The 25,218-nt window shown below is 70.3% G+C and carries 11 protein-coding genes and 2 pseudogenes; 9 read left to right on the top strand and 4 right to left on the bottom strand.

Annotated features, from left to right (window positions below):
* Positions 1-51 precede the first annotated feature (51 nt).
* From NW895_RS35200 to NW895_RS35185, 4 genes are all read left to right on the top strand, one after another.
* The gene (locus NW895_RS35200; RefSeq protein WP_289940907.1) at positions 52-285 is read left to right on the top strand and encodes an MbtH family protein; all 234 of its coding nucleotides are present in this window, start codon (positions 52-54) and stop codon (positions 283-285) included.
* A gap of 61 nt (positions 286-346) precedes the next feature.
* Positions 347-2,443 (top strand): ABC transporter ATP-binding protein, encoded by a 2,097-nt coding sequence (locus NW895_RS35195; RefSeq protein ID WP_289941112.1) that lies wholly within the window; start codon positions 347-349, stop codon positions 2,441-2,443.
* A gap of 228 nt (positions 2,444-2,671) precedes the next feature.
* Positions 2,672-3,325 (top strand): response regulator transcription factor, encoded by a 654-nt coding sequence (locus NW895_RS35190; RefSeq protein WP_289940905.1) that lies wholly within the window; start codon positions 2,672-2,674, stop codon positions 3,323-3,325.
* 18 nt (positions 3,326-3,343) lie between these two features.
* The gene (locus tag NW895_RS35185; RefSeq protein WP_289940902.1) at positions 3,344-4,621 is read left to right on the top strand and encodes a HAMP domain-containing sensor histidine kinase; all 1,278 of its coding nucleotides are present in this window, start codon (positions 3,344-3,346) and stop codon (positions 4,619-4,621) included.
* Positions 4,622-4,899: 278 nt separating this feature from the next.
* Here NW895_RS35185 and NW895_RS35180 read toward each other — a convergent pair.
* Positions 4,900-5,738, bottom strand: a pseudogene (locus tag NW895_RS35180) (transposase); the annotation flags it as partial.
* Positions 5,739-6,270: 532 nt separating this feature from the next.
* Positions 6,271-7,005 (bottom strand): helix-turn-helix domain-containing protein, encoded by a 735-nt coding sequence (locus NW895_RS35175; protein ID WP_289940900.1) that lies wholly within the window; start codon positions 7,003-7,005, stop codon positions 6,271-6,273.
* A 210-nt stretch (positions 7,006-7,215) separates the two neighbouring features.
* Between NW895_RS35175 and NW895_RS35170 the strand changes: the two genes are divergently transcribed.
* Positions 7,216-8,178, top strand: coding sequence for an ATP-binding cassette domain-containing protein (locus NW895_RS35170; RefSeq protein ID WP_289940898.1), 963 nt, complete (start codon positions 7,216-7,218; stop codon positions 8,176-8,178).
* Positions 8,175-8,966: an ABC transporter permease gene (locus NW895_RS35165; protein ID WP_289940897.1), complete on the top strand. Its 792-nt coding sequence runs from the start codon at positions 8,175-8,177 to the stop codon at positions 8,964-8,966. Before NW895_RS35170 ends, NW895_RS35165 begins: the two co-directional genes overlap by 4 nt.
* Positions 8,967-10,326: 1,360 nt before the next feature.
* Here the strand turns inward: NW895_RS35165 and NW895_RS35160 are convergent.
* On the bottom strand, positions 10,327-10,632 hold the full coding sequence (locus tag NW895_RS35160) for a transcriptional regulator (protein WP_289940896.1): 306 nt from the start codon (positions 10,630-10,632) through the stop codon (positions 10,327-10,329).
* The gene (locus NW895_RS35155) at positions 10,629-11,096 is read right to left on the bottom strand and encodes a hypothetical protein (protein ID WP_289940895.1); all 468 of its coding nucleotides are present in this window, start codon (positions 11,094-11,096) and stop codon (positions 10,629-10,631) included. The genes NW895_RS35160 and NW895_RS35155 overlap by 4 nt, the downstream gene beginning before the upstream one ends.
* A 536-nt stretch (positions 11,097-11,632) precedes the next feature.
* On the opposite strand from NW895_RS35155, the pseudogene NW895_RS35150 reads away from it, so the two are divergent.
* The 3 genes and pseudogenes from NW895_RS35150 to NW895_RS35140 form a co-directional block, all read left to right on the top strand.
* Positions 11,633-12,315, top strand: a pseudogene (locus NW895_RS35150) (transposase).
* 160 nt (positions 12,316-12,475) lie between these two features.
* Positions 12,476-23,407: an amino acid adenylation domain-containing protein gene (locus NW895_RS35145; protein WP_354670150.1), complete on the top strand. Its 10,932-nt coding sequence runs from the start codon at positions 12,476-12,478 to the stop codon at positions 23,405-23,407.
* Positions 23,404-25,218: condensation domain-containing protein (locus NW895_RS35140; RefSeq protein WP_289940894.1), on the top strand; the 1,815-nt coding region annotated here is incomplete at its 3' end. The genes NW895_RS35145 and NW895_RS35140, both read left to right, overlap by 4 nt.

Here is a 25,218-nt window from a genome sequence, read left to right as displayed (position 1 = left end):
AATACCACGCAAGGCAACGCAAGCCGACGAGGGAAAGCGATCGGAGCAGTCATGCCGAACCCGTTCGACGACGAAAACGGTACCTTTCTCGTCCTGGTCAACGACGAGAACCAGCACTCGCTCTGGCCCGCCTTCGCCGAGGTGCCGGCCGGCTGGAAGACCGTGTTCGGCGAGGACACCCGCAAGTCCTGCCTGGAGTACATCGAGAAGAACTGGACGGACATGCGGCCCAAGAGCCTCGCCGAGCAGATGGACAGGCTGGAGCAGGCCGAGGCCGCCGGTTAGACAGACGGGTCAGTAACACCCCGCCCGACAACGACAGCGAAAACGGGAGGTTTTCGTGGCCATGATCGGCCCGGGGCCGATGGTGATACGGGGGATGGGGCCGGACGAGTCGGTGACCAGGCAGCGTATCAAGCCCGGCACGGCGAAAAGGATCGTCCCCTATACAAAACCGTACCGAGCCCACATCGCCCTTCTCCTGGTCGTCACCGCGCTCAACGCAGGAATAGCGGTGGCCACCCCAGTCCTGTTCAAATACATCATCGACAACGGCATCGCCAAGGGAGACACCTCGCTCGTGGTGTGGATCTCCGTGGCGGTCGCCGCACTCGCCCTGCTGGGCACCGGCCTCGGCTTCGTCGAAGCCTGGTACTCCGGCCGCATCAGCGAGGGGCTGATCTACGACCTGCGCACCCGGATCTTCGACCACGTGCAACGGCAGCCGCTGGCGTTCTTCACCCGCGCCCAGACCGGCGCACTCGTCAGCAGGCTCAACACCGACGTGGTCGGCGCACAGCAGGCGGTGACCTCGCTGCTGTCCACCGTGGTGTCCGCGGGGCTCACCCTGGTGCTGGTGCTGGCCGCCATGCTCTACCTCTCCTGGATCGTCACCCTCGTCTCGCTGGTGATCATCCCGCTGTTCATCATCCCTGGCCGCGTCGTCGGCAGCCGCCTGCAGCGGATCATGCGGGAACACATGCAGGTCAACGCCGAGGTCGGCTCGTTCATGAACGAGCGGTTCAACGTCACCGGCGCGCTGCTGGCCAAGCTCTACGGCCGCCCCGGCAGCGAGACGGGACAGTTCTCCCGCCTCGCCCGCAAGGGACGCGACCTGGGCATCATGACCTCCGTCTACGGCAAGATGCTCTTCCTGACGATGACCCTGGTCGGCGCCCTGGCCACCGCGCTGGTGTACGGCGTCGGCGGCGGCCTCGTCATCGACGGCACCTTCCAGATCGGCACCCTGGTCGCCCTCGCCACCCTGCTCACCCGGCTGATGGGTCCCATCAACCAGCTCTCCGGCGCCCAGACGGCCGTCCTGACCGCGCTCGTCAGCTTCGACCGCCTCTTCGAGATCCTCGACCTCAAGCCGCTGATCTCCGAGAAACCCGGCGCCAAGCCCCTGCCGGCGACCACCGCCGAGGGCACGGCACCCGAGGTCGAGTTCGACGGCGTGTCCTTCCGCTACCCGAAGGCGTCCGACGTCTCGCTCGCCTCCCTGGAGTCGATCGCCCTGCCGATGCCGGAGCGCACCCAGAACACCTGGACGCTGAGCGACCTCAGCTTCACCGCGCCCGCCGGCAAGCTCACCGCCCTGGTCGGCCCGTCCGGCGCGGGCAAGACGACCATCACCCACCTGGTGCCGCGCCTGTACGACCCGGTCGAGGGCGCCATCAGGATCGGCGGGCACGACCTGCGCGACGTGACCCTGAAGTCACTGAACGAGACCGTCGGCATGGTCACCCAGGACGCCCACCTCTTCCACGCGACGATCCGCGACAACCTCACCTACGCGCGGCCCGACGCCACCGAGCAGGAACTGATCGACGCCTGCAAGGCCGCCCAGATCTGGGAGCTCATCGAGTCGCTGCCCGACGGCTTCGACACCGTCGTCGGCGACCGCGGCTACCGGCTGTCCGGCGGTGAGAAGCAACGCGTCGCGATGGCCCGGCTGCTGCTGAAGGCACCGCCCATCGTCGTTCTGGACGAGGCCACCGCGCACCTCGACTCCGAGTCCGAGGCCGCGCTGCAACGGGCCCTGAAGACCGCCCTCAAGGGACGTACGTCGCTGGTGATCGCCCACCGGCTGTCCACCATCCGCGACGCCGACCAGATCCTCGTCATCGACAAGGGCCGCGTCCAGGAACGCGGCACCCACGAGGAACTGCTCGCCCTGGACGGGCTGTACGCCGAGCTGTACCGGACGCAGTTCGCGCACCAGCCGTCGGCCAACGGCAACGCGCCGATGCCCGAACCGGAGCCGGTCGGCGCGCCGCCCGGCGCGGTCCTCAACGGAGGCCCCGGCGGCCCGATGCCCGGTGGCGCACCGGGCGGACCCGGCCTGTTCCTCTTCCCCGCACCGCCCGGCGGTGAGGGCGGCCCCGGCCCCGGCGGCCCGGGCCCGAGACTGCTCGGCGGCCCTCCCCCGGGGCAGGACTGAACCGAACGCGGCCGGCGTGACCCTGCGGTGTCCGTGGCGGGACTTCTCGCCGCGGACACCGCACGTTCGCGTGTCGGCCCCGCTACTGTGAGGAACCGGTGTGCCCGGCGTAAGGTCCGCGGTGGACTGTGACCAGTGTGTGACGATCGGTCGGGCATCGTGAGCAGCCATGATCCGCTTCTCCCGATCGCCCGGCCCGGTCGCACCCCGTCTCATGGGGGGTGAGCGGTGAGGGTGCTGGTGGTCGAGGACCACGTACAGCTCGCGGACTCGGTGGCCCGCGTACTGCGTCGTGAAGGAATGGCCGTCGACGTCGTCTACGACGGGGAGGGAGCGCTCGAACGCGCGTCGGTCGTCGACTACGACGTCGTCGTCCTGGACCGGGACCTGCCCGGAGTACACGGCGACGAGGTCTGCGGCGTCCTGGTCTCCGAACCCGTCCACACCCGCGTCCTGATGCTCACCGCGTCCGGCACCATCGCCGACCGCGTGGAGGGCCTCACCCTCGGCGCGGACGACTACCTCCCCAAACCCTTCGCCTACGCCGAACTCGTCGCCCGCATCCGCGCGGTCGCCCGGCGTGCCCGACCCGCCGTACCGCCCGTCCTGGTCCACGGCGACCTGCGGCTCGACCCCGCGCAACGCCTCGCCACCAGGGCGGGGGAGCGGCTCGCCCTGACCCCCAAGGAGTTCGCCGTCCTGGAGTACCTGATGGCGGCCGAGGGCCGTGTGGTGTCCGCCGAGGAACTCCTGGAACGGGTCTGGGACGAGGCCGCCGATCCGTTCACCACCACGGTCAAGGCGACGATCAACCGGCTGCGGTCCAAGCTCGGCTCCCCGCCGGTGATCGACACCGTGCCCCGCGGCGGCTACCGGATCTGACGAAGTGATGTGAGAACCATGCGTCCGCTCAGCTCACCCCGCGCGCTCCGGCTGCGCTCCTGGGCCGCGCGCCGGCTCCTGCCCCGCCGGGTCCGGGTACGGCTCACCCTCCTGTACGGGCTGCTCTTCGTGGCCTCCGGCGCCGTACTGCTGGGCATCACCTATGTGCTGGTCAACCGCCCCAACGGCATCTACATCTACCGGCGCCCCGTCATCGACGGCCCCGCCTCACCCGGCGACGGCCTGCACGTGTACCCCGACGGGCAACTCCCCAGCAACGTCGATCCCATCGCCGAGACACAGCGGCAGCAGGCCCTGGAACAACACGCCGCCGAGATGCACCACCTGCTGGTCCAGTCCGGCATAGCCCTGGCCATCATGTCGGTGATCGCGATCGGCCTGGGCTGGCTGGTCGCCGGGCGCGTGCTGCGCCCGCTGCGCACCATGACGTCCACCATCCAGCGGATCTCCGCCCGCAACGTGCACGAACGACTGGCCGTCGAGGGCCCCGGCGACGAACTGAAGGACCTCGCGGACACCGTCGACGGACTCCTCAGCCGGCTGGAGAGCGCCCTCGACTCCCACAAACGGTTCGTGGCCAACGCGGCGCACGAGCTGCGCACCCCGCTCACCGTCGAGCACGCGCTGCTGGAGGAGTCGCTCATAGACCGCGACGCCACCGTCGACTCGTTCCGCTCCAACTTCGAACGCCTGCTCGACCTCAGTCGGCAGCAGGCCCGCCTCCTGGAGTCGCTGCTGACCCTCTCCAGCAGCGAACGCGGCCTGGACCACCAAGAGCCCCTGAACCTGTCCGAGGTGGCCGACCAGGTCGTCGACGGCCGCCGCAGGGACGCCCAGACACGCGGGCTGCGCCTGGAGGCCACGATCGGCACAGCGGACATCTGGGGCGACGGCGCCCTGGTGGAACGGCTGCTCGCCAACCTCCTGGACAACGCCCTGGACTACAACGTGCCCGACGGATGGGTCCAGATCTTCACCGGCGTCCAGAACGGCCGCTGTGTCGTCCGCGTGGCCAACACCGGCCCCGAGATCCCCCCGGACCGGGTCGCCCGGCTCTTCGAACCGTTCCAGCGTCTCGACCGGGTCGCCGGCGACGGCCACCACGGCCTCGGCCTGTCCATCGTCCGGTCCATCGCCACCGCGCACGGCGCCACCCTCATCGCCCGTGCCCGCCCCCGGGGCGGACTCGCCGTGGAAGTGTCCTTCCCGCCGCGCACGGCCGGCCTCCCGGCTCCGACGCCGATCCCGGTTTCCCTGAGCGACCCTCTTTCCTAAGGGCTGTCCCGCTTGCAGCCGGGGGTCCCAAAAGCCCCGCGTCATGTGTCCCTGGTGTCGGCTCCGAGGTCCAAACAGATGCTGGTTTGCCCCACAGCTTGGTGCATCGATGGCGAACACGTCCGCGCTGCGGCCGGAGCCGAGTAGATCACCCGTCTTGCATGCGGGAACCCTACCGTCGGCGGGAACGTTTCCTTTCCCTGTGTGCGCCGTGGCTTGGTGCCTTTCTTGTGGTGGGCGGGGCGGGTGTAGGTCGCCCCGGTGGCAAGGACGCGCCCGACGTCGTGGCGTGAAGCTGGGCGGCCGTTGTCGATCCGGGAGGGCGTTCGGGGCCGGGTGTTGAGGGTTTCGGTGCACGCTCTGGTGATGAGGTCTTCGTGTGCAGGTTCCGGAATCCCCGCCTGATGCGGGCCGGGGTGAGCTTGTTCGCCTTCGGTCGGTTTCTCCCAAGGCCGTCGCAGATCAGCGGCGAGCGGACGGGCGAGCCGGAGCTGGGGTGGGCGAGATCGCCAGCCATGTCCAGCGGTCCGCCGCCTGCGGGCTCCGCAACCGAGGCTTCGTCCAGTCCAGGGTCTGCTTGAACGGGCGAGAGGTGTGCTCGATGTCGAAGCGTCGGAGGAAGGACTGCCAGCAGCGGTCGACATCGGCCATGGTGGCGTCCGTGCCCGACCACGGCAGCCGCACCGGCTTGTTCACCCCGCCCGACGGCAGGTCCTCGACGACCAGGCGGATGACGGTGCCCTCGATGATGGGCAGCGGCCCCTCGTAGTCGCTCCAGGCTGCCCGTCTCGTCAGCCGCGGATGCAGCCGGTCCCACGCCTGCGCGGGGGCCTTTCCGTAGAGACGGATATCAGTGACCGTCACTGGCTGCTCGTCGCCCCAGGTGTCCGGGTCACCGAGGTGAACTCGCCCCGTGCTTGGGCGGTCGGCCGCCTTCGGGGTTCGTAGACGCGTGGTGGCGTCGGCCGGCGCATCACCCGGCCCGAGCGCAGCCGGCCGAGGATCTCGACAGGCAGGGAGCCCAGCAGGTGCGCGATGCGCGGGGCGTCGTACCCGGAGTCGATTACGACAAGGACGACGGGTCTCCCTCGTGCCACTGCCCGGCGGCGATGAGTCGCTACCTACGAACCGATCTGGCCAACGCCGACGCGCCGCCCGTCTGGCCGCTCGCCTCACGCAGTCGGAGGACCACTTGTCCAGACGCCTCGGCGAGAGAGCGTGGGCCGAGTCCGGGTTGGGTGGCTGCGCCGATGTCGCCGAGCTGAGGACCACGATTACGCATCTCGAACAGCGCAACGCCGAGCTGACCCGTCGGGTTAAGGACGGAGAGGCCGAACTCGAAGCGGCACGCGCCGCGAACCGTCAGCTGACAAGAGCCCTGAACCAGGGATTGAACGGTCTGAACGCCTGCAACGTCCGGCGGGCGGCCTTGCTTCCGGGCTGGGGATTTAGCAGCTCTCCGGGTGAGTGGAGGAGAATTCTGCGACAGGTCACCTTGCGTAGCCTTCACAAGCATCGCCCTTGTTGAGTGAGTCCGGGCATGCATGCCCGGACTCACGTCGCCGACCCCTGGTCGTAGTTCAGCGGCACCTTCGGCGGAGTAGTGCCCGGCCTCGCCCCCGGGATCGGGCGCGGCCAACGTGACCCGCTCAGCCGGTTTCGGATGTCTGTTGAGGGCGGGTGGGGTAGACCTTGTGCCAGTGCTCGGCCGAGCGGACCAGGTCGTCGATGACGTGGCGGAGGAACTGGCTCGTGTTCTCCAGTCGGGCACCGGCAGGGGTGGTGACGCCAAGCTTCCGGGCTCCGGCCGCGCAGGCTTCGGCGATCCGGGTCTGGTTGCGCGCGCTGGCCATGATGGATGTGAACACCGCGTCGTCTTCGATGACGTAGCGTTCGGCGCGGCTGCGGGGGTCGCGCTCTCGCTTGATGAGTGCCTGGTTCTCCAAGTAGCCGATGGCCTTGGAGACGGAGGCGGGACTGACCCGCAGGCGTCGCACGAGGTCCGCAGAGGTGAGGCTGCCGCTGTCGGTGGTGAACAGCGCGGCGAGCACCTTGGCCATCATCTGCGGGAGCCCGGCCTGAATCATCAGCTCCACGCTCTGCGCGTCCACCTCGTCCACGATCCGCGGATCGCGCCCGCCGAGGTCGACCCTTCCCGGTGAGGTCGCTGCCGCTGGGGTCCTGCGCTGACGCACGTGCCCTGCGCCCACTTGGTGCGCCGCCTCGGCGTGGTAGCCGCGCGGCCCGCCATTGCGCATCACCTCGCGGGTGACGGTTGAAGTCGGCCGCCCGATGCGGCGGCCGATGGCGGCGTAGGTCAGCCCCTCGCGCAGGCCCGCGGCGATCTGCTGCCGGTCCTGGAGCGTGAGTCGGTCGCCAGGCATCGGGGCGTCCTCCACTGTTCGACGTACGAACCAGCTTAATGCAACGCCCTTCCGTTGCATTACCTGTCACCGGTCATGCAACGATTGGCCTTGCTCACCTGCACAAATGCTGTTGCTTCACGTGAATGCGATTGACGAATCAATGCATGCAACGCAACTATTACTGAGTCATGAAGGCCGGCTGAAAGCTCATCGACGGAAGCGAAACCCATGACCACCAACCTCGGCCCCCCTGCCCTTTCGGTGACCGCGGTACGCAAGGCGTACGGCGACCACGTGGTGCTGAGCGGCATCGACCTCGACATCCCCGCAGGATCGGTTTTCGCGCTACTCGGCCCGAACGGCGCAGGCAAAACCACGATGGTGCAAATCCTGTCCACGCTCATCCGCGCTGATGCCGGCGACATCCGGGTCGCCAGCCACGACGTGGTCCGTGATCCGGACGCGGTCCGTGCCGCGATCGGCGTCACCGGCCAGTTTTCCGCGGTTGACGGCTTTCTCACCGGCGAGGAGAACCTGCTGCTGATGGCCGACCTGCACCACCTGACCCGCCGGGAACGGCGGCAGTGCGCCACCGACCTGCTGGCGCGATTCGACCTGGTGGACGCGGCCCGCAAGCCTGCGGCGACGTACTCCGGCGGGATGCGCCGCCGCCTGGACCTCGCGATGACGCTCGTCGGCCGCCCCCGGGTGATCTTCCTCGACGAGCCGACTACCGGCCTCGATCCGCGCAGCAGGCGGACCATGTGGGAAATCATCCGCCGTCTGGTGACCGACGAAGGCGTCACGATCTTCCTCACCACCCAGTACCTCGATGAGGCCGACCAGCTCGCCGACCGGATCGCGGTGCTGCACCAGGGAAAGATCGTCGCCCAGGGCACGGCACAGGAGCTCAAGCGGCAGGTCGGCGGGGGCCACACCACCCTGCGGTTCGCCAACGCACGCGACCTCGACTACGCGGCCCAGACCCTGGACGTGGTGTCCCGCAACGATGAGGCACTCACTCTGCAGGTCGCCAGCCAGGGCGACGTCCGGTCGTTGCGTGCACTCCTTGACTGGCTCGACCGCGCCTCGCTCACCGTAGACGAACTCCATGTCCACACCCCCGATCTCGACGACGTCTTCTTCGCACTGACGGGCAACCCCGTCGCGGAACAGGAGTCCGTCCGATGAGCACCGCCACCCACGCCTTCACCGATTCGGTGACCATGCTGCGCCGCCAGTTGCGGCACATGCTGCGCTACCCGACGCTCACCCTCACGGCCGCCGGGGTCCCGGTGGTCTTCCTGCTGCTGTTCGTCTATGTCCTCGGCGGCATCCTCGGCAGCGGCCTCGGCGGGCCGTCGGGCGGCCGGGATGCCTACGTGAACTACGCCGTCCCTGGCGTCATTCTGATGACCGCGGCCACCGCGGCCCAGGGCACCGCGATCTCGGTGGCCTTCGACATGACCGAGGGCATCGTCGCCCGGTTCCGCACCATGGCCATCGCCCGGGTTTCGGTGCTCACCGGCCACGTGCTGGGCAGCCTGGCCCAGACCCTGCTGAGCATGACCATCGTCACCGGCGTCGCACTACTGGTGGGCTTCGAGCCCACCGCAGACTTCGGTGAATGGCTCGGCGTGATCGGCGTGTGCGTGCTGATCATCTTCGCGCTCACCTGGCTGTCGGTCGCGCTGGCCATCATGGCCAAGAGCGTCGCAGCCGCGAGCAACATGCTGACGCCACTGATGATCCTGCCGATGATGGGAAGCGGATTCGTCCCTACTGACTCGATGCCCGCCGGGCTTCAATGGTTCGCCGACTACCAGCCGTTCACCCCGTTCATCGAGACCCTGCGTGGGCTGCTGATGGGCACCCCGATCGGCAACAACGCGATTCTCGCCCTCGGCTGGTGCGCCCTGATCGCCCTGGGCGGCTACCTGTGGGCCACGAAGCTCTACAACCGCGAGCCCACGCAGTGAGCGGCTTAGTTGTCGGTTCTTAACCACCTAGCCGGTCGAGATGAGTCCACTCGGATTCGCGGCCGACTCGGGGGGGGGCGCCGCGTCGATGAAACCCGGAAGTTCCTCAACGAGGCTGCGTGCGTGATCGGCCGGCGGCGCCGGCAGATGTGCGGGGGCGGGGCACGGCGGCAACCGGCCCCAGGTCGAGCCGGGCCTCCACACGCCGATCAGAATCGAGGATGCCAAGCTTGGCCCGGCAGTAATCCCTCGATTCAGCTAGCCTGCCACACCTGTTGCTGCCGCTACGGTGAGCTGCACCGGTGTTGAGCTGCACGAACGACCGTCTGTGAACATGTCACAGTGCGAGCCCCGGAGAACTCGCTGTGCCCCACGTGTACGCCCGGGCTGACGCCTGATCGCGGGATGAGCGCCGGACGCGGCCGGGGAATACAGTCTTTCTTCCCCGGCCGCCGTCTGTCGGCGATGGCCGTGGTCATCCGGCCGGACTGAGAGGCCGCTGCGCCTCCTCCAGTTCCCGGACCAGGCCGACCGGCCAGCATTACCGCGGCGAGGGCGTTGGCGAGCGTGATCTGCGTCGGGCCTGCCGCGTGGGCAGTGCGTGACGGTTGTACTCCTCGGGTGCTGGCGGCCCGAAGTACTGCTCGTACGCCTTGTGGATGCTGTTGATGCAGTACGCGCGGAACTGGCCGACCAGGGTGTCCGGCGAGGCCTTCGGGAGCTTCGCGGCAGGCTCTTGAAGTGGAGCTGGCCCTTCGCGCCCTGAATGCGGGGGGCCGCTCGGACCATGGCGCGCAGCACGGTGTCCAGGACGGAGGAGGCGAGGACCTGGGCGGCCGCGTGCTTGCTGATGGGGAGCATGTCGATGCGCCTCAGCTGTTCCTCGCGCCAGTTCTCCGGGGGAGGTCGGTTTCACCTCGCTCCCCCCGTACCGGCGGCGTCCCAAGGCGGGCCGCGGGAGCCCGGCTGCTGATGCTGCGGTCGCACCCCGAACGCGAAGTCCCGCTCACCTTCTGCGCACCGGAGCCAGCAGCCCCGACGGAAGATGCGCGAGGCGACCGAGGCGGCACACTATCTGGCGACAGCGGTGTTCGGCGGCTTCTTCGGCTCCAGGCTGGCCGCCCGGATGCGCGGCGGGGGCGCGGGCTTCGAGGTGTACGCGGGACGGGACGTCAAGCTGGACACCGGCCGGGTCTTCGTCCGGGTGCGGGTGGCGCCCCACCTGGCCGGGGAGACTCTCGCCGGAGTGCGTGCGGAACTACGCCGAGCGGGTGAGGAACCATCGGGACGCGGAAGTGGCGCGCCGGGGGCGTACGGTTTCCCCTCTCCCGCCCGACCATCGGGTTGCGCGGGAGTCCGGCTACTGCTTCGCCGGGTCGGCGAGTGCCGCGATGCGCCGCAGCTCTGCCAGATGTCCGGCGAGAGCGGTGCGGCCCGCGTCAGTGAGGGCGAGCCAGGTGTGGGTCCGGGAGTTCACGGGTGCCTTCCTGACGGTGGCGTAACCCGCCTCCTGCAGCACTTTCATCTGTTTGCTCAGGACGGAGTCGCTCACCCCCAGGGCGTCGCGCACTGCGGAGAACTCCATGGATTCCACCGCGGCGAGCATGGCGCAGATCTGCAGCCGGTTCGTCGGATGGATCACCTCGTCGAGGCCGGACGCGGTCATGGCCGACGCAGGAGGTCGTGCCGCAGGGCGTCGTCGTTGCTCCTGCTGACGTAGATGGTGAAGGCCAGCGCCGCGAGGCCTGCCACCGACATGGCACCCGGCAGGTCCGCGGCCAGCTTGAGGACCAGGCCCAGGCCGCCGAGGACGATGAGCATGATCAGGTACAGGCCGTTGAGCTGACGGGTGCCGGGCGCGGACAGGGAGCGATTGACGGAGACGCCTCGGGAGCGGGCGACGGTCAGGGTGAGCGCGGCGGGCAGTAACACTCCGCCAACGAGAACCCCTGTGGGCACCATGCTTCCGCCGACATCGATCGAGAGGAAGGCGAGACCGACGCCCAGGCCGAGCCCCGCGTGGTACCACCAGGGGGCGGCGGCGCGGTCAGCGACCGCGGCACGGGCGGCGGCGGCGCTGTCGAGGGCGGCACGGGCGGCGGCAGGTCCTTCGGGCGTGACGTTTTCCATGTTGGAAAGTCTACCCCGACTTTCCAACATGGAAAGTCCCTCGGCAAGCTCAGATCCAGCCCCGCTCGCGGGTCAGAAGTCCTTCGTGCCGCGGTACATGGCTTCCAGGACCCGCTGTTCCTGGTCGGGGGGGTGTCTTCCGCCCGTACCGTCGGGGGCACGAGGCATAGCGCCTCATCAGCCCGCTCCTTCTGGCGTCGGACGCCGTGGAGTTGTTCGCAGCGGACGTGCCACAGGGCGGCGGGGCACGCTTATCGGCGCCGTCGGGTGACGACCGATCCCGAGGCGGAGCCGTTGTCCATGGGGCAGAACGTACTCTTCCTGTGCGCCAACGCTGTCGGGATGACCCTGGGACTGTTGGGAGCCGACTGGTTGTTCTCGTCGCTGGGACGAGCGAGCTGGCCGTTCACGGTCCGACGGGCACGCATCTCCTGGGCGATCAGACGGTGGTTGATGCAGTAAGTGGTCGAACAGACTGAACCGATGTGATATCACGTTCGATCAAGGAGAAGCTGAAGCCGTGGAATGATCCCGACGTGACTGCTGTGATCACTGCGTCGAGTCCGTACTGGACGGGTCTGTTCGTCGGCTGAGCCCGCGTCGGTTCGGGAAGCTGATCACTGCGCTACGGTGGGAGGCGGCAGGCCCGGTTCGCAAGGGTCGGCCGTGGAGCCTGCCGTTGGAGGACCGGGTACTGGTCGCCGAGTACTGGTGCCGCAAGCGATTTCGCAGGGACACCGTGCTGATCGTGGACGGCACCCTGGTGTTCCCCGCGTGACCAAACAGGGTTGCCGAGCAGTCGAAGAACTACTGGTACTCGACCAACCACCACGTCGTCATCGACGCCGACACCCGGCTCGTCGTCGTCGCCGTCGGCCGGCCACTGCCGGGCAACCGCAACGACTGCAAGGTGTGGGAGCTGTCCGGGACAAAGGCCGCTGTCGGCAACACCACCGCGATTGCGGACGGCGGCTACCGTGGCACTGGCCTAATCATTCCGCACCGCCGCCAACACGGCCAGGGCGAACTGCCGGCCTGGGAAGGGGAGTACAACACTTCCCACCGCAAGATCCGCGCCCGCGTCGAGCACACCTTCGCGCGGATGAAGGGCCGGAAGATCCTCCGTGACTGCCGTCTGAAAGGCGACGGCGTTCACCACGCCAAGCTCGGCATCACCCGCCGCCTGTACGACCGAGATCATTTGCGGGACAGCCCTTAGCATGTAATCCGCGGCGCCATTCCGCGCGCGCATCCACCATTCCTGTCAGCCCGTCCAACCGTGCGCCGCGCACGGTTGGACGGGCTGGTCCGAAGCCGACGAAACAGCAGATGCTGATGGCTCGCGCTCGCGTTCGGCGAATGGGGAACGAGGGGGAAAGATGAACGGAAACACCGGTCGCGCCCTGCCCATGTTCGACGCACAAGAGGGAATATGGCTGGCGCAACGGGTGGACGGCTCCCGCCGTTCGTACAGCGCCGGCCAATACGTCGAAATTCACGGACCGATCGACGCACACGTATTTGAACGCGCACTCCGGCACGTCGTGACCGAGACGGAAATACTGCGCACCCGCTTTGCCGAAGACGGCGACAAGGTCCTCCAGATCATCGACCCGCCCGCGGAACCACCGCATTCCGGTGACGACCTGCTCCACCTCGTCGATCTCACCGGAACCGACGATCCGCAGACGGCCGCCGAGCGGGCCATGCAGGCGGAACTCCTTGAGGAAACCGGCCACCACACCGGAAGGCTTTTCTCCCACACCCTTTTCCGGCTGAATCCCAACAGCCACATCTGGCTTCAGCGCTACGACCACCTCCTCATGGACGCCTTCGGCTGCTCCCTGCTGGCCCGCAGGACCGCCGAGGTCTACACCGCGCTCCTGCGAGGACAGACTCCCGCCCCCGTGGCCCACAGTCCGCTCAGCGATCTGCTGACGGAAGAGTCCGCCTACCGGGCCTCCGAGCAGTACGCACGCGACCGCCAGTACTGGCACGACCACTTCGCCGACCGGCCCGAGACACCCGCCGTACCCGGCCACGCAGCGACAGCCGGCACCGGCGGCGGCATCCCCGACGTGCTGCGCGCGACGGGCCACCTGCCGCCCGGCACCGTCGCGGCCCTGCGCACGGCCGCGGCCCGGGCCGACGTGAGCTGGCCCCGGCTCGTCATCGCCGCGGTCGCGGCCTTCACCGCACGCCTGAGCGGATCCGCCGAAGCCGTCCTGAGCGTCCCGGTCTCCGGCCGCATCAGCGACCAGGCCCGGCGCACCCCCTGCACCCTGGCCAACATGCTGCCCGTCCGCCTGTCCACGGCGGCCGGCACCAGCCTGCTCGACCTGGCCCGCGAGGCCGGCCGGGAGGTCGACGCCCTCCTCGTCCACCAGCGCTTCCGCGGAGAACAGCTGCGCCGCGACCTCAACTGGCCGCACGGCGACCGCCGGCACTTCGGGCCGTACGTCAACGTCATGCCGACGGCCGGCGAGACCCTGGACTTCGGACCGCACCGCGGCATCGTGCGCGACCTGTCGACCCGCCGCGCCGAGGACTTCGGCGTCCTGGTCAGCGGCTGGACCGCGGACGAAGGCATGCGTGTCACCTTCGAGGCCAACTCCGCGCTCTACGACCACGACTGGGTCCTGGCCACCCAGCGGTCCTTCCTCACCTTCCTTGAAGGTGCCGTCAGGCGACCCACCGCGCCCCTGGGGCGGATCGGCACGTTCGAAGCGCCCCCGGACGCCGGCACCACCGGAACGGCCGTGCCGGACGCACTCGTGCCCGAGTTGTTCACGCGTTGGGCGCGGCGGTCGCCGGAGTTGCCGGCCGTGCGGTGTGGTGAGGCCGTGTTGACGTATGGCGAGTTGGAGGTGCGGGCGAACCGTTTGGCGCGGTATCTGGTGGGTCTCGGTGTGGGGTGTGAGGACCGGGTCGGGGTGTGTCTGCCGAGGTCGGTGGATGTGGTGGTGGCGGAGTTGGCGGTGTGGAAGGCGGGTGGGGCGTTCGTGCCGCTGGATCCGGAGTATCCGGCGGACCGGCTGGGCTTCGTGGTGGCGGACAGTGGTGTGCGGGTGGTGGTGGGGTCGGGGGTGCCGCCGTTCGGTGGGGTGCGGTGGGTGGCTCCGGACGATCCGGAGGTGGAGGCTCAGGCGGGTGGTCCGTTGGGTCTGGAGGTGCTGCCGGATCAGTTGGCGTATGTGATTTATACGTCGGGTTCGACGGGGCGGCCGAAGGGTGTGGCGGTGGCTCATGGTGGTGTGGCGAACCTGGTGGGGGCGATGCGGCCGGTGCTGGGTGTGGGTGAGGGTGTGACGGCTTTGCAGTTCGCCTCGTTCAGTTTTGATGCGGCGGTGCTGGATGTGGCGGTGACGTTGTCCTCGGGTGGCACGCTGGCGATCGCGGGGGAGGTGGAGCGTGCCGATGCCGCTGCGTTGGCGGCGATGATCGGTGCGGTGGGGGTGCGGACGGCGAGTGTGGTGCCGTCGTTGTTGGGTGTGCTGGATCCGGATGCGGTGCCGGGTGTGGGGACGTGGGTGCTGGGTGCGGAGTTGTTGACGGCGGATCTGGCGAGTCGGTGGGCGGGTCGGGCGCGGGTGTGGAACACGTACGGTCCGACGGAGGCGACGGTGATGGCCACCGCGGGTGCGGTGGATGCGGGGATCGGCCCGCAGGACCGGCCGCCGGCCATCGGACGCCCCCTGAACAACGTCCGCGTCCACGTTCTCGACGGTGCCCTTCAGCCGGTGGCTCCGGGTGTCGTGGGTGAGCTGTATCTGACGGGCCCCGGCCTCGCTCGCGGTTATGTCGGGCGGCCCGGTCAGACGGCGGAGCGGTTCGTGGCCTGCCCGTACGCCCCCGGTGAGCGCATGTACCGCACGGGTGATCTGGCCCGGTGGACGGCGGAGGGTGAGCTGCTGTTCGCGGGGCGGGCGGATGAGCAGGTGAAGATCCGTGGCTTCCGGGTGGAGCCGGGGGAGGTCCAGACCGTTCTGGCGGGGCACGGGTCCGTTGCCCAGGCCGCCGTGGTCGTACGCGAGAACCGGCTGGTCGGCTATGTGGTACCCGCCGCCGAGACGGTGGACGTGCGGGACGTACGGGCGTACCTGTCGCAGCGGCTCCCGGAGTTCATGGTGCCCACGCTGGTGGAACTTGACGCCCTGCCGCTGACCGTGAACGGCAAGCTCGACCGGGCGGCCCTGCCCGCGCCGGATGTAACCACCGCAGGAGCCGGACGCGGGCCCGCGACAGCGCTGGAGGAGATGCTGTGCGGCCTGTTCGCGGAGGTGCTGGGGCGGGAGCGGGTGGGCGTGGAGGCGTCGTTCTTCGCCTCCGGTGGTGACTCGCTGATGGCGATGCGCCTGGTGGCGAGGGTGCGCGCGGTGCTGGATGTGGAGCTGGGGATCGGGGAGTTGTTCGCGGAGCCGTCGGTGGCCGGGCTGGCGCGGGTGGTCGATGCACGCCTCGGACGGCACGGTGACGGTGGTCCGCCGTTGCGCGCGATGGAGCGTCCCGAGGTGCTGCCGTTGTCGTTCGCCCAGCAGCGGATGTGGTTCCTGAACCGGTTGGAGGAGACGGTTCCGGGTGCGGCCGCGGCGTACAACCTGCCGTTGGTGCTGCGTCTTTCGGGCGACCTCGACGTGGATGCGCTGGAGGCGGCGCTGGGGGATGTCGCCGAGCGGCACGAGAGCCTGCGGACCGTGTTCCCCGATGTCGACGGCACCCCCTACCAGCACATTCTGACCAGCGCGGAGGGACGGCCACCGCTGACGGTCGTCCGACTTCCCGGAGCCGAGGGCATCGACGCGATGCTCGCCGAGCACGCGCGGTGTGGTTTTGATCTGCGGGTCGACGTGCCGTGGCGCGTGTTGCTGATGGTGGCCGGGCCGGGTGAGTTCGTGTTGTCGGTGGTGGCGCATCACGTGGCGGTGGACGGCTGGTCGATGGGTGTGCTCGCGCGGGATCTGGGCGCGGCGTATGCGGCTCGGTGCGCGGGGCGGGTGCCGCAGTGGGACGGGCTTCGGGTCCAGTACGCGGACTACGCGCTGTGGCAGCGGGAGATGCTCGGGGGTCCGGACGACGGTGGGCCCGGACTGGTGGACCGTCAGCTCGACTTCTGGCGGTCGGAATTGGCAGGCGTTTCGGGGGAGTTGACCCTGCCGGTGGACCGGGTACGGCCGGCGGTGCCGTCGTTCGTGGGGCGTGTGGTGCCGCTGGGGGTGGGTGCCGGGACGCACGCCGGGCTGGTGGAGGTCGCCGGGAAGGGCCGGGCGACGATGTTCATGGTGGTGCACGCGGCGGTGTGTGTGCTGCTGGCGCGGATGGGCGCGGGGCGGGATGTGGTGCTGGGGACGCCGGTGGCGGGGCGGTCGGACACGGCGCTGGAGGACTTGGTCGGGTTCTTCGTGAACACGCTGGTGCTGCGGGCGGACGTCTCGGGGGATCCGACGTTCGCGGAGGTGCTGGAGCGGGTGCGGGCGGCGGACCTGGCGGCGTACGCGCATCAGGAGGTGCCGTTCGAGCGGCTGGTGGACGAGCTCAACCCGGTCCGCTCGCTCTCCCGCAACCCGTTGTTCCAGGTGATGCTGGCGCTGCAGAACGTCCCCGAACCCGAATGGCACCTACCCGGTGCGCAGGTCCGGTCGGCCTCCATGGTCGCCCCGGCCGCCAGGTTCGATCTCGCGATCACCCTCACCGAACGCCGAGACGAACAGGGCGCCCCCGCAGGTCTCACCGGTGACATCCTCTACGCCACGGACCTGTTCGACGAGGAGACCGTCGAGGCGCTGGCGCGCCGGCTGGCGCGGGTGCTGGAGCAGGTCGCCGCGAACCCCGGTCTGAGGCTCAGCGACGTCGACGTGCTGACCGACGACGAGCGCACCCGGCTGACCGCCGACTGGAACGACACCGCGACGGCCGTGCCGGACGCACTCGTGCCCGAGTTGTTCACGCGTTGGGCGCGGCGGTCGCCGGAGTTGCCGGCCGTGCGGTGTGGTGAGGCCGTGTTGACGTATGGCGAGTTGGAGGTGCGGGCGAACCGTTTGGCGCGGTATCTGGTGGGCCTCGGTGTGGGGTGTGAGGACCGGGTCGGGGTGTGTCTGCCGAGGTCGGTGGATGTGGTGGTGGCGGAGTTGGCGGTGTGGAAGGCGGGTGCGGCGTTCGTGCCGCTGGATCCGGAGTATCCGGCGGACCGGCTGGCTTTCATGATCGCTGACAGTGGTGTGCGGGTGGTCGTGGGAAGCGGTGCGGCATTCGGTGGGGTGCGGTGGGTGGCTCCGGACGATCCGGAGGTGGGGGCGCGGTCCGGTGAAGCGCTGGGGCTGAGGACGGTGCCGGATCAGTTGGCGTATGTGATTTATACGTCGGGTTCGACGGGGCGGCCGAAGGGTGTGGCGGTGGCTCATGGTGGTGTGGCGAACCTGGTGGGGGCGATGCGGCCGGTGCTGGGTGTGGGTGAGGGTGTGACGGCTTTGCAGTTCGCCTCGTTCAGTTTTGACGCGGCGGTGCTGGATGTGGCGGTGACGTTGTCCTCGGGTGGCACGCTGGCGATCGCGGGGGAGGTGGAGCGTGCCGATGCCGCTGCGTTGGCGGCGATGATCGGTGCGGTGGGGGTGCGGACGGCGAGTGTGGTGCCGTCGTTGTTGGGTGTGCTGGATCCGGATGCGGTGCCGGGTGTGGGGACGTGGGTGCTGGGTGCGGAGTTGTTGACGGCGGATCTGGCGAGTCGGTGGGCGGGTCGGGCGCGGGTGTGGAACACGTACGGTCCGACGGAGGCGACGGTGATGGCCACCGCGGGTGCGGTGGATGCGGGGATCGGCCCGCAGGACCGGCCGCCGGCCATCGGACGCCCCCTGAACAACGTCCGTACCTATGTACTCGACGACCTGCTGCAACCCGCCCCGCCCGGAGTCACCGGCGAGCTGTACGTGGCAGGTCCGGGGGTGGCCCGGGGTTATGTCGGGCGGCCCGGTCAGACGGCGGAGCGGTTCGTGGCCTGCCCGTACGCCCCCGGTGAGCGCATGTACCGCACGGGTGATCTGGCCCGGTGGACGGCGGAGGGTGAGCTGCTGTTCGCGGGGCGGGCGGATGAGCAGGTGAAGATCCGTGGCTTCCGGGTGGAGCCGGGGGAGGTCCAGACCGTTCTGGCGGGGCACGGGTCCGTTGCCCAGGCCGCCGTGGTCGTACGCGACAACCGGCTGGTCGGTTATGTGGTACCCGCCGCCGACACGGTGGACGTGCGGGACGTACGGGCGTACCTGTCGCAGCGGCTCCCGGAGTTCATGGTGCCCACGCTGGTGGAACTGGACGCCCTGCCGCTGACCGTGAACGGCAAGCTCGACCGCGCCGCACTCCCCGCTCCCGACTTCGCCGACCGTGCGGCCGGACGCGCACCCGAGACGGACACCGAGCGGCACCTGTGCGGTCTCTTCGCGGAGGTGCTGGGGCTGGAGCGGGTCGGCGCCGAGGCGTCGTTCTTCGACTTGGGCGGTGACTCGCTGCTGGCGATGCGGCTCCTGGCCCGCGTCAGGGCGGTGCTCGACGTGGAGCTGGGGATCGGGGAGTTGTTCGCGGAGCCGTCGGTGGCCGGGCTGGCGCGGGTGGTCGACGCGGGCCACGGCCTGGGCGGGAGCCGGACGGTGGTGCGGGCGTGGGAGCGTCGTCCCGACGTACTGCCGTTGTCGTTCGCCCAGCAGCGGATGTGGTTCCTGAACCGGCTGGAGGAGACGGTTCCGGGTGCGGCCGCGGCGTACAACCTGCCGTTGGTGCTGCGTCTTTCGGGCGACCTGGACGTGGATGCGCTGGAGGCGGCGCTGGGGGATGTCGCCGAGCGGCACGAGAGCCTGCGGACCGTGTTCCCCGACGTCGACGGCACTCCCTACCAGCACATCCTGAGCGGTGAGGACGCCCGCCCGGCACTGCCCGTGGTGGAGTGCGGCGACGCCGACCGGCTCCAGGACGTGCTGGCCGAACACCTCCGGTGCGGCTTCGACCTGCGGGTCGATGTGCCGTGGCGGGTGTGGCTGGTGATGGCCGGGCCGGGTGAGTTCGTGTTGTCGGTCGTGGCGCATCACGTGGCGGTGGACGGCTGGTCGATGGGTGTGCTCGCGCGGGATCTGGGGGCGGCGTATGCGGCTCGGTGTGCGGGGCGGGTGCCGCAGTGGGACGGGCTTCGGGTCCAGTACGCGGACTACGCGCTGTGGCAGCGGGAGATGCTCGGCGACCCCGACGACCCCGACGGGGTGATGGCACGGCACCTCGACTTCTGGCGGTCGGAGCTGGCGGGGGTGTCGGGAGAGCTGACGCTGCCCGTGGACCGGGCCCGCCCGGCCGTGCCGTCGTTTGCCGGGCGTGTGGTGCCGGTGGACGTGGATCCGGCCACGCACGCCGGGCTGGTGGAGGTCGCCGGGAAGGGCCGGGCGACGATGTTCATGGTGGTGCACGCGGCGGTGTGTGTGCTGCTGGCGCGGATGGGCGCGGGGCGGGATGTGGTGCTGGGGACGCCGGTGGCGGGGCGGTCGGACACGGCGCTGGAGGACTTGGTCGGGTTCTTCGTGAACACGCTGGTGCTGCGGGCGGACGTCTCGGGGGATCCGACGTTCGCGGAGGTGCTGGAGCGGGTGCGGGCGGCGGACCTGGCGGCGTACGCGCATCAGGAGGTGCCGTTCGAGCGGCTGGTGGACGAGCTCAACCCGGTCCGCTCGCTGTCCCGCAACCCGTTGTTCCAGGTGATGCTGGCGCTGCAGAACGTCCCCGAACCCGAATGGCACCTGCCGGGGGTGGAGGTACGGCAGACGACGCTCCTGCGGGAGGCCGCCGCCCGGTTCGACCTGTCCGTGTCCCTGACGGAACGGCACGACGCGCAAGGAGCGCCGGCAGGTCTCACCGGAGAGATCCTCTACGCCACGGACCTGTTCGACGAGGAGACCGTCGAGGCGCTCGCGCGCCGGCTGACGCGGGTGCTGGAGCAGGTCGCCGCGAACCCCGGCCTGAGGCTCAGCGACGTCGACGTGCTGACCGACGACGAGCGCACCCGGCTGACCGCCGACTGGAACGACACCGCGACGGCCGTGCCGGACGCACTCGTGCCCGAGCTGTTCACCCGCCGCGCGCGGCAGGAACCGGACACGGTCGCCGTCGAGTCCGCCGAACGATCACTGACCTACGGGGAGTTGGCGGCGGACGCCGGGCGCCTCGCGCGCTACCTCATCGACGCCGGAGTCGGTCCGGAGTGCCGCGTGGCGGTCGTGGTGGAGCGGTCGGCGGCGATGGCCGTCGCCCTCCTCGCCGTGGCGACGGCGGGCGGCGTGTATGTGCCCGTCGACGCCGACTACCCGGCGGACCGGACGGAATACCTGCTCAGGGACTCCGACCCGGCCGTGGTGCTGTGCCTGGCCCACACCCGGGACGTCGTACCCGAGTGGTATACGGGCCGCGTCGTCGTGACCGACGACCCCGCGGTGGCCGAAGCGGTCGGGGCGTACGACGGCGGGCCGGTCGGGGACGACGAGCGCACCGTGCCGTTGCGGGCCGGCAACGCGGCCTACGTCATCTACACCTCGGGCTCGACGGGACGCCCCAAGGGCGTCGCGGTGCCGCACCACGGCCTGCGGAACCTCGTCGTGGAGAACACCCGGCGGTACGCCATGGACGCGGACACCCGCGTCCTGCAACTGGTCTCGCCGAGCTTCGACGTCGCCATGGCCGACATCTGGCCCGTGCTGTGCGCGGGCGGCCGGCTCGTCCTGGCCCCGCCGAGGCTGGCCCTGTCCGGAGAGGAACTGACGGACCTGGTCCGCACCCGGCGCATCACCCACGCGGCGATACCCCCGACCTTCCTGTCCCAGATGCCGTGCGACCACCTGCCCGACCTGCGCGTACTGATCACCGGAGGTGAGGCGCTCCCCGAGGAACTGCGCCGGCGCTGGACCGCCGACCGCGCCATGTACAACCAGTACGGGGTCACCGAGGCGGCGGTCATCTCGACCGTGGGCCGGATCGGCGACCACGACGGCCCACCTCCGATCGGCCGGCCCGTGGCCAACACCCACGTGTACGTGCTGGACGAGCGGCTGCGACCGGTGCCGGCCGGTGTGGCGGGGGAGCTGTACGTCGCCGGTGCCGGGCTCGCGCGCGGCTACCTCGGCCGTGCCGGACTGTCGGCCGGGCGGTTCGTGGCCTGCCCGTACGGCAGCGGCGAGCGGATGTACCGCACCGGGGACGTGGTGCGGTGGACCGGCGACGGCGAGCTGGTCTTCGTGGGGCGGGCCGACGACCAGATGAAGATCCGGGGTCACCGGATCGAACCCGGCGAGATCGAGGCCGCCCTGGCGGGCTGCCCCGGGGTGCGCCAGGCCGCGGTGATCATCAGGGAGGACCGCCCCGGAGACCGCAGGCTGGTCGGCTACGTCGCCGCCGACGAGCAGACCGTGGACGGCCGGACGATACGGGACACGGTCGCCGGCCTCCTGCCGGAGTACATGGTGCCCGCGGCCGTGGTCGTCCTCGACACGCTGCCGCGCACCGCGAACGGCAAGGTGGACCGCGCCGCGCTGCCCGCACCCGACTTCACCGGACGGACCACCGGCCGCGAGCCCCGCACCGAGACCGAGCGCGTCCTGTGCGGGCTGTTCGCCGAGATGCTGGGCCTGGAGCAGGTCGGCGTCGAGGACGGCTTCTTCGAACTCGGCGGCGACTCCATCAGCTCCATGCAGCTGGTCTCGCGGGCCCGCCGGGCCGGACTTCTGCTGACCCCCCGTCAGGTCTTCGAGGAGAAGACGCCGGAACGACTCGCGGCGGTCGCACAGCCCGCTGGGAAGGCCGCGGCGACCGCCGACCTGGGCGTCGGCGAGGTGGCGTGGACCCCGGTGATGCGAGCGTTCGGGCCACGGGCCGCCGGGCCGCTCTTCGCGCAGTGGATGACGGTGGGGGCACCGCCCGGGCTCGGACTTGGGGTGCTGGCCGCCGGTCTCACGGCCGTACTGGACACCCACGACATGCTGCGCGCCCGGACCGTCCCCGGTGCGCGGACGCTGGTGGTGGGTGAGCGGGGCTCGGTGGAGGCCGCCGCGCTCATCTCCCGGGTGGAGGCCGGACCCGCGGACCTGGACGAGTGCGCCGGGCGGGCGGCCCGGGCGGCGGCGGAACGGCTGGACCCGGCGGCGGGCGTGATGGTCCAGGCCGTGTGGGTCGACGCCGGCCCGCACACGGTGGGCCGACTGGTGGTCGTGGCGCATCACCTGGTGGTCGACGGGGTGTCGTGGCGGGTGCTGCTGCCGGACCTCCAGGCGGCCTGCGAGGCGGTCGCCGACGGGCGCCGGCCGGTGCTGGATCCGGTGGGCACGTCGTTCCGGCGCTGGTCGCACCTGCTGTCCGAGCAGGCGGCCTCCGCGGCACGGGTCGCCGAACTCGACGCCTGGACAGCCCTGCTGGGCGAACCCGAGGCCCCCTTGGGCGGTCGTGCTCTGGACCCGGTGACGGACACCGCCGACACTCTGCGCCGCCGCTCGTGGGTGATTCCGGCGGAGCAGGCGGCCGTGCTGGTGGAGCGGATGCCGGCCGCGTTCCACTGCGGCGTGCACGAGGTGCTGCTCGCCGGGCTGGCCGCCGCGGTCGTGCGGTGGCGGCAGGACACGGCACCCCGTACGCTCCTCGTGGCCGTGGAGGGCCATGGCCGTGAACCGCTCGACGGCGTCGACCTCGCCCGCACGGTCGGCTGGTTCACCAGCGCGCGTCCGGCCCGGCTGGACCTCACGGACACCGACGTCGAGGACGTCGCTACGGGCGGCCCGGCCGCGGGCCGCCTCCTGAAAGCGGTCAAGGAACAGGTACGGACGGTGCCCGGGGACGGCCTCGGCTACGAACTGCTGCGCCACCTCAACCCGGACACGGCACCGGTCCTGCAAGCCGCCCCGGCACCCCAGATCGGCTTCAACTACCTGGGCCGGTTCACGGCCGCGGCACCTTCCGGCACGGTCGGCGCCTGGCAGCTGGCCGGCGAGGCGGCGGTCGGAGGCTCGGCCGACCCCGGGCTGCCCGCGATGCACGCGCTGGAGGGCCTCGCGGTCGTCCGGGACACCCCGGCAGGACCCGACCTGTCCGTCACGCTCAACTGGCCCGCCGCACTGCTGGACGAGGACGACGTGGAGCGGCTGGGACAGGCCTGGGTGCACATGCTGGGCGGCCTGGCGGCCCACACGTCCGAGCCGACCTCGGGCGGGCACACCCCGTCCGACTTCGGTCTCCTCGACCTCGACCAGGACGAGATCGAGCAATTCGAAGCGATGGCAGCAAAACTGGAGGAAGGGCTGTCCCGGTGACGTCTTCAACAGCTTCCCAGGGAGCCGCCCTGGCGGAAATATGGCCGCTGTCGCCCCTGCAGGAGGGGCTGCTGTTCCACTCCGGCTTCGACGACAACGGCCCCGACGTCTACGCCGTGCAGTTCGACCTGGCCGTCGACGGACCGCTGGACGCCGAGCGGTTACGCGCCTCCTGGCAGGCCCTGCTCACCCGGCACGCGGCGCTCCGGGCGAGCTTCCAGCGCCGCAAGAACGGCAAGGCCGTGCAGCTCATCACCAGGAACGTGCCGCTGCCCTGGCGGCAGGCCGACCTGTCGCACCTGGCGGAGCCGGACCTGTCCGAACAGGCCGGGAAGCTCGCCGCACAGGAACGCGCGGAACGCATGGACCTCACGGTCCCGCCCCTGCTCCGACTGCTGCTGATCCGGCTCGGCGAGCACCGCCACCGCCTCATCGTGACCTCCCACCACCTCCTCATGGACGGCTGGTCGATGCCGGTGCTGCTCGGCGAACTCGCCGCCGTGTACGAGGCGGGCGGCGACGCCTCCGGCCTCCGCCGGGCCGCCTCCTACGGGGAGTACCTGGCGTGGCTGAACCGCCAGGACAAGGACGCGGCGCGCGCCGCCTGGCGGACGGAGCTCGCCGGGCTCGACGAACCGACCCTCGTGGCGCCGTCGGACCGTGGCGGCGAGCCGGTCCTGTCGGCGGAGAGCTACGTGGAACTCTCCGCCGGCACCACCCGGGCGCTGGCCGACTGGGCCCGTACGCACGGCCTGACGGTGAACACGGTCGTCCAGGGCGCGTGGGCGCTGGTGCTGGCCCGGCTGGCCCGGCGTACCGACGTCGTCTTCGGCGCCACGGTCGCCGGCCGCCCCGCGGAGCTGCCCGGAGCCGAGTCGATGGTCGGCCTGCTCATCAACACCCTGCCGGTACGGGTGCCGCTGGACGGCGCCCAGCCGATGGTCGAGATGCTGACGCGACTCCAGGAACGGCAGTCCCGGCTGATCGACCACCAGCACCTCGGCCTGGCCGAGATCCAGCGGATCGCCGGCCCGGGCGCCGTCTTCGACACCCTCGTCGTCTTCGAGAACTACCCCACGTCCGACGCGGGGCGTTCCGCTCCCGGCATGCCGACCTTCTCCGCCTCCGCGGGACAACAGGCCACCAACTACCCGCTCACTCTCGGCGTCCTCGTCACCGACCGCCTCCAGGCCCGGGTCACCTACCGGCCCGACCTGTTCGACCAGGAGCGGGCCGCGGAGGTGGGACAGCGGCTGGTGCGGGTGCTGGAACGCATAGTGGCCTCCGATCCTGAGGTGCCCGTCGGCCGGGTCGACGTGCTGGACGAGTCCGAGCGGTCGCGGGTGACGGTGTCCTGGAACGACACGGCGGGGGCTGTGCCGGATGGGTCGGTGCCGGAGTTGTTCGCGCGTTGGGCGGGCCGGTCGCCGGGTGCGGTGGCGGTGCGGTGTGGTCAGGAAGCGCTGACGTATGGGGAGTTGGAGGTGCGGGCCAACCGTTTGGCGCGGTATCTGGTGGGGCTTGGGGTGGGGCGTGAGGCGCGGGTGGGTCTGTGTCTGCCGCGGTCGGTGGAGATGGTGGTGGCGGAGCTGGCGGTGTGGAAGGCGGGTGGGGCGTTCGTGCCGCTGGATCCGGAGTATCCGGCGGACCGGCTGGCTTTCATGGTGGCGGACAGTGGTGTGCGGGTGGTGGTGGGGTCGGGTGTGGTGCCGTTCGGTGGGGTGCCGTGGGTGGCTCCGGACGATCCGGAGGTGCAGGCGCAGTCCGGTGAAGCGCTGGGCCTGATCCCGGTGCCGGATCAGTTGGCGTAT

Source organism: Streptomyces sp. S.PNR 29 (genome assembly GCF_030386795.1).
Lineage (GTDB): Bacteria > Actinomycetota > Actinomycetes > Streptomycetales > Streptomycetaceae > Streptomyces.
This window is presented reverse-complemented; position numbering and strand designations above follow the sequence as displayed.

Bases quoted from the DNA above. Each gene is read 5' to 3' on its own strand.
- NW895_RS35200 (WP_289940907.1), top strand. From the start codon at position 52: ATGCCGAACCCGTTCGACGACGAAAACGGTACCTTTCTCGTCCTGGTC.
- NW895_RS35195 (WP_289941112.1), top strand. From the start codon at position 347: ATGATCGGCCCGGGGCCGATGGTGATACGGGGGATGGGGCCGGACGAG.
- NW895_RS35185 (WP_289940902.1), top strand. From the start codon at position 3,344: ATGCGTCCGCTCAGCTCACCCCGCGCGCTCCGGCTGCGCTCCTGGGCC.
- NW895_RS35175 (WP_289940900.1), bottom strand. From the start codon at position 7,005: ATGCCTGGCGACCGACTCACGCTCCAGGACCGGCAGCAGATCGCCGCG.
- NW895_RS35170 (WP_289940898.1), top strand. From the start codon at position 7,216: ATGACCACCAACCTCGGCCCCCCTGCCCTTTCGGTGACCGCGGTACGC.
- NW895_RS35165 (WP_289940897.1), top strand. From the start codon at position 8,175: ATGAGCACCGCCACCCACGCCTTCACCGATTCGGTGACCATGCTGCGC.
- NW895_RS35160 (WP_289940896.1), bottom strand. From the start codon at position 10,632: ATGACCGCGTCCGGCCTCGACGAGGTGATCCATCCGACGAACCGGCTG.
- NW895_RS35155 (WP_289940895.1), bottom strand. From the start codon at position 11,096: ATGGAAAACGTCACGCCCGAAGGACCTGCCGCCGCCCGTGCCGCCCTC.
- NW895_RS35145 (WP_354670150.1), top strand. From the start codon at position 12,476: ATGAACGGAAACACCGGTCGCGCCCTGCCCATGTTCGACGCACAAGAG.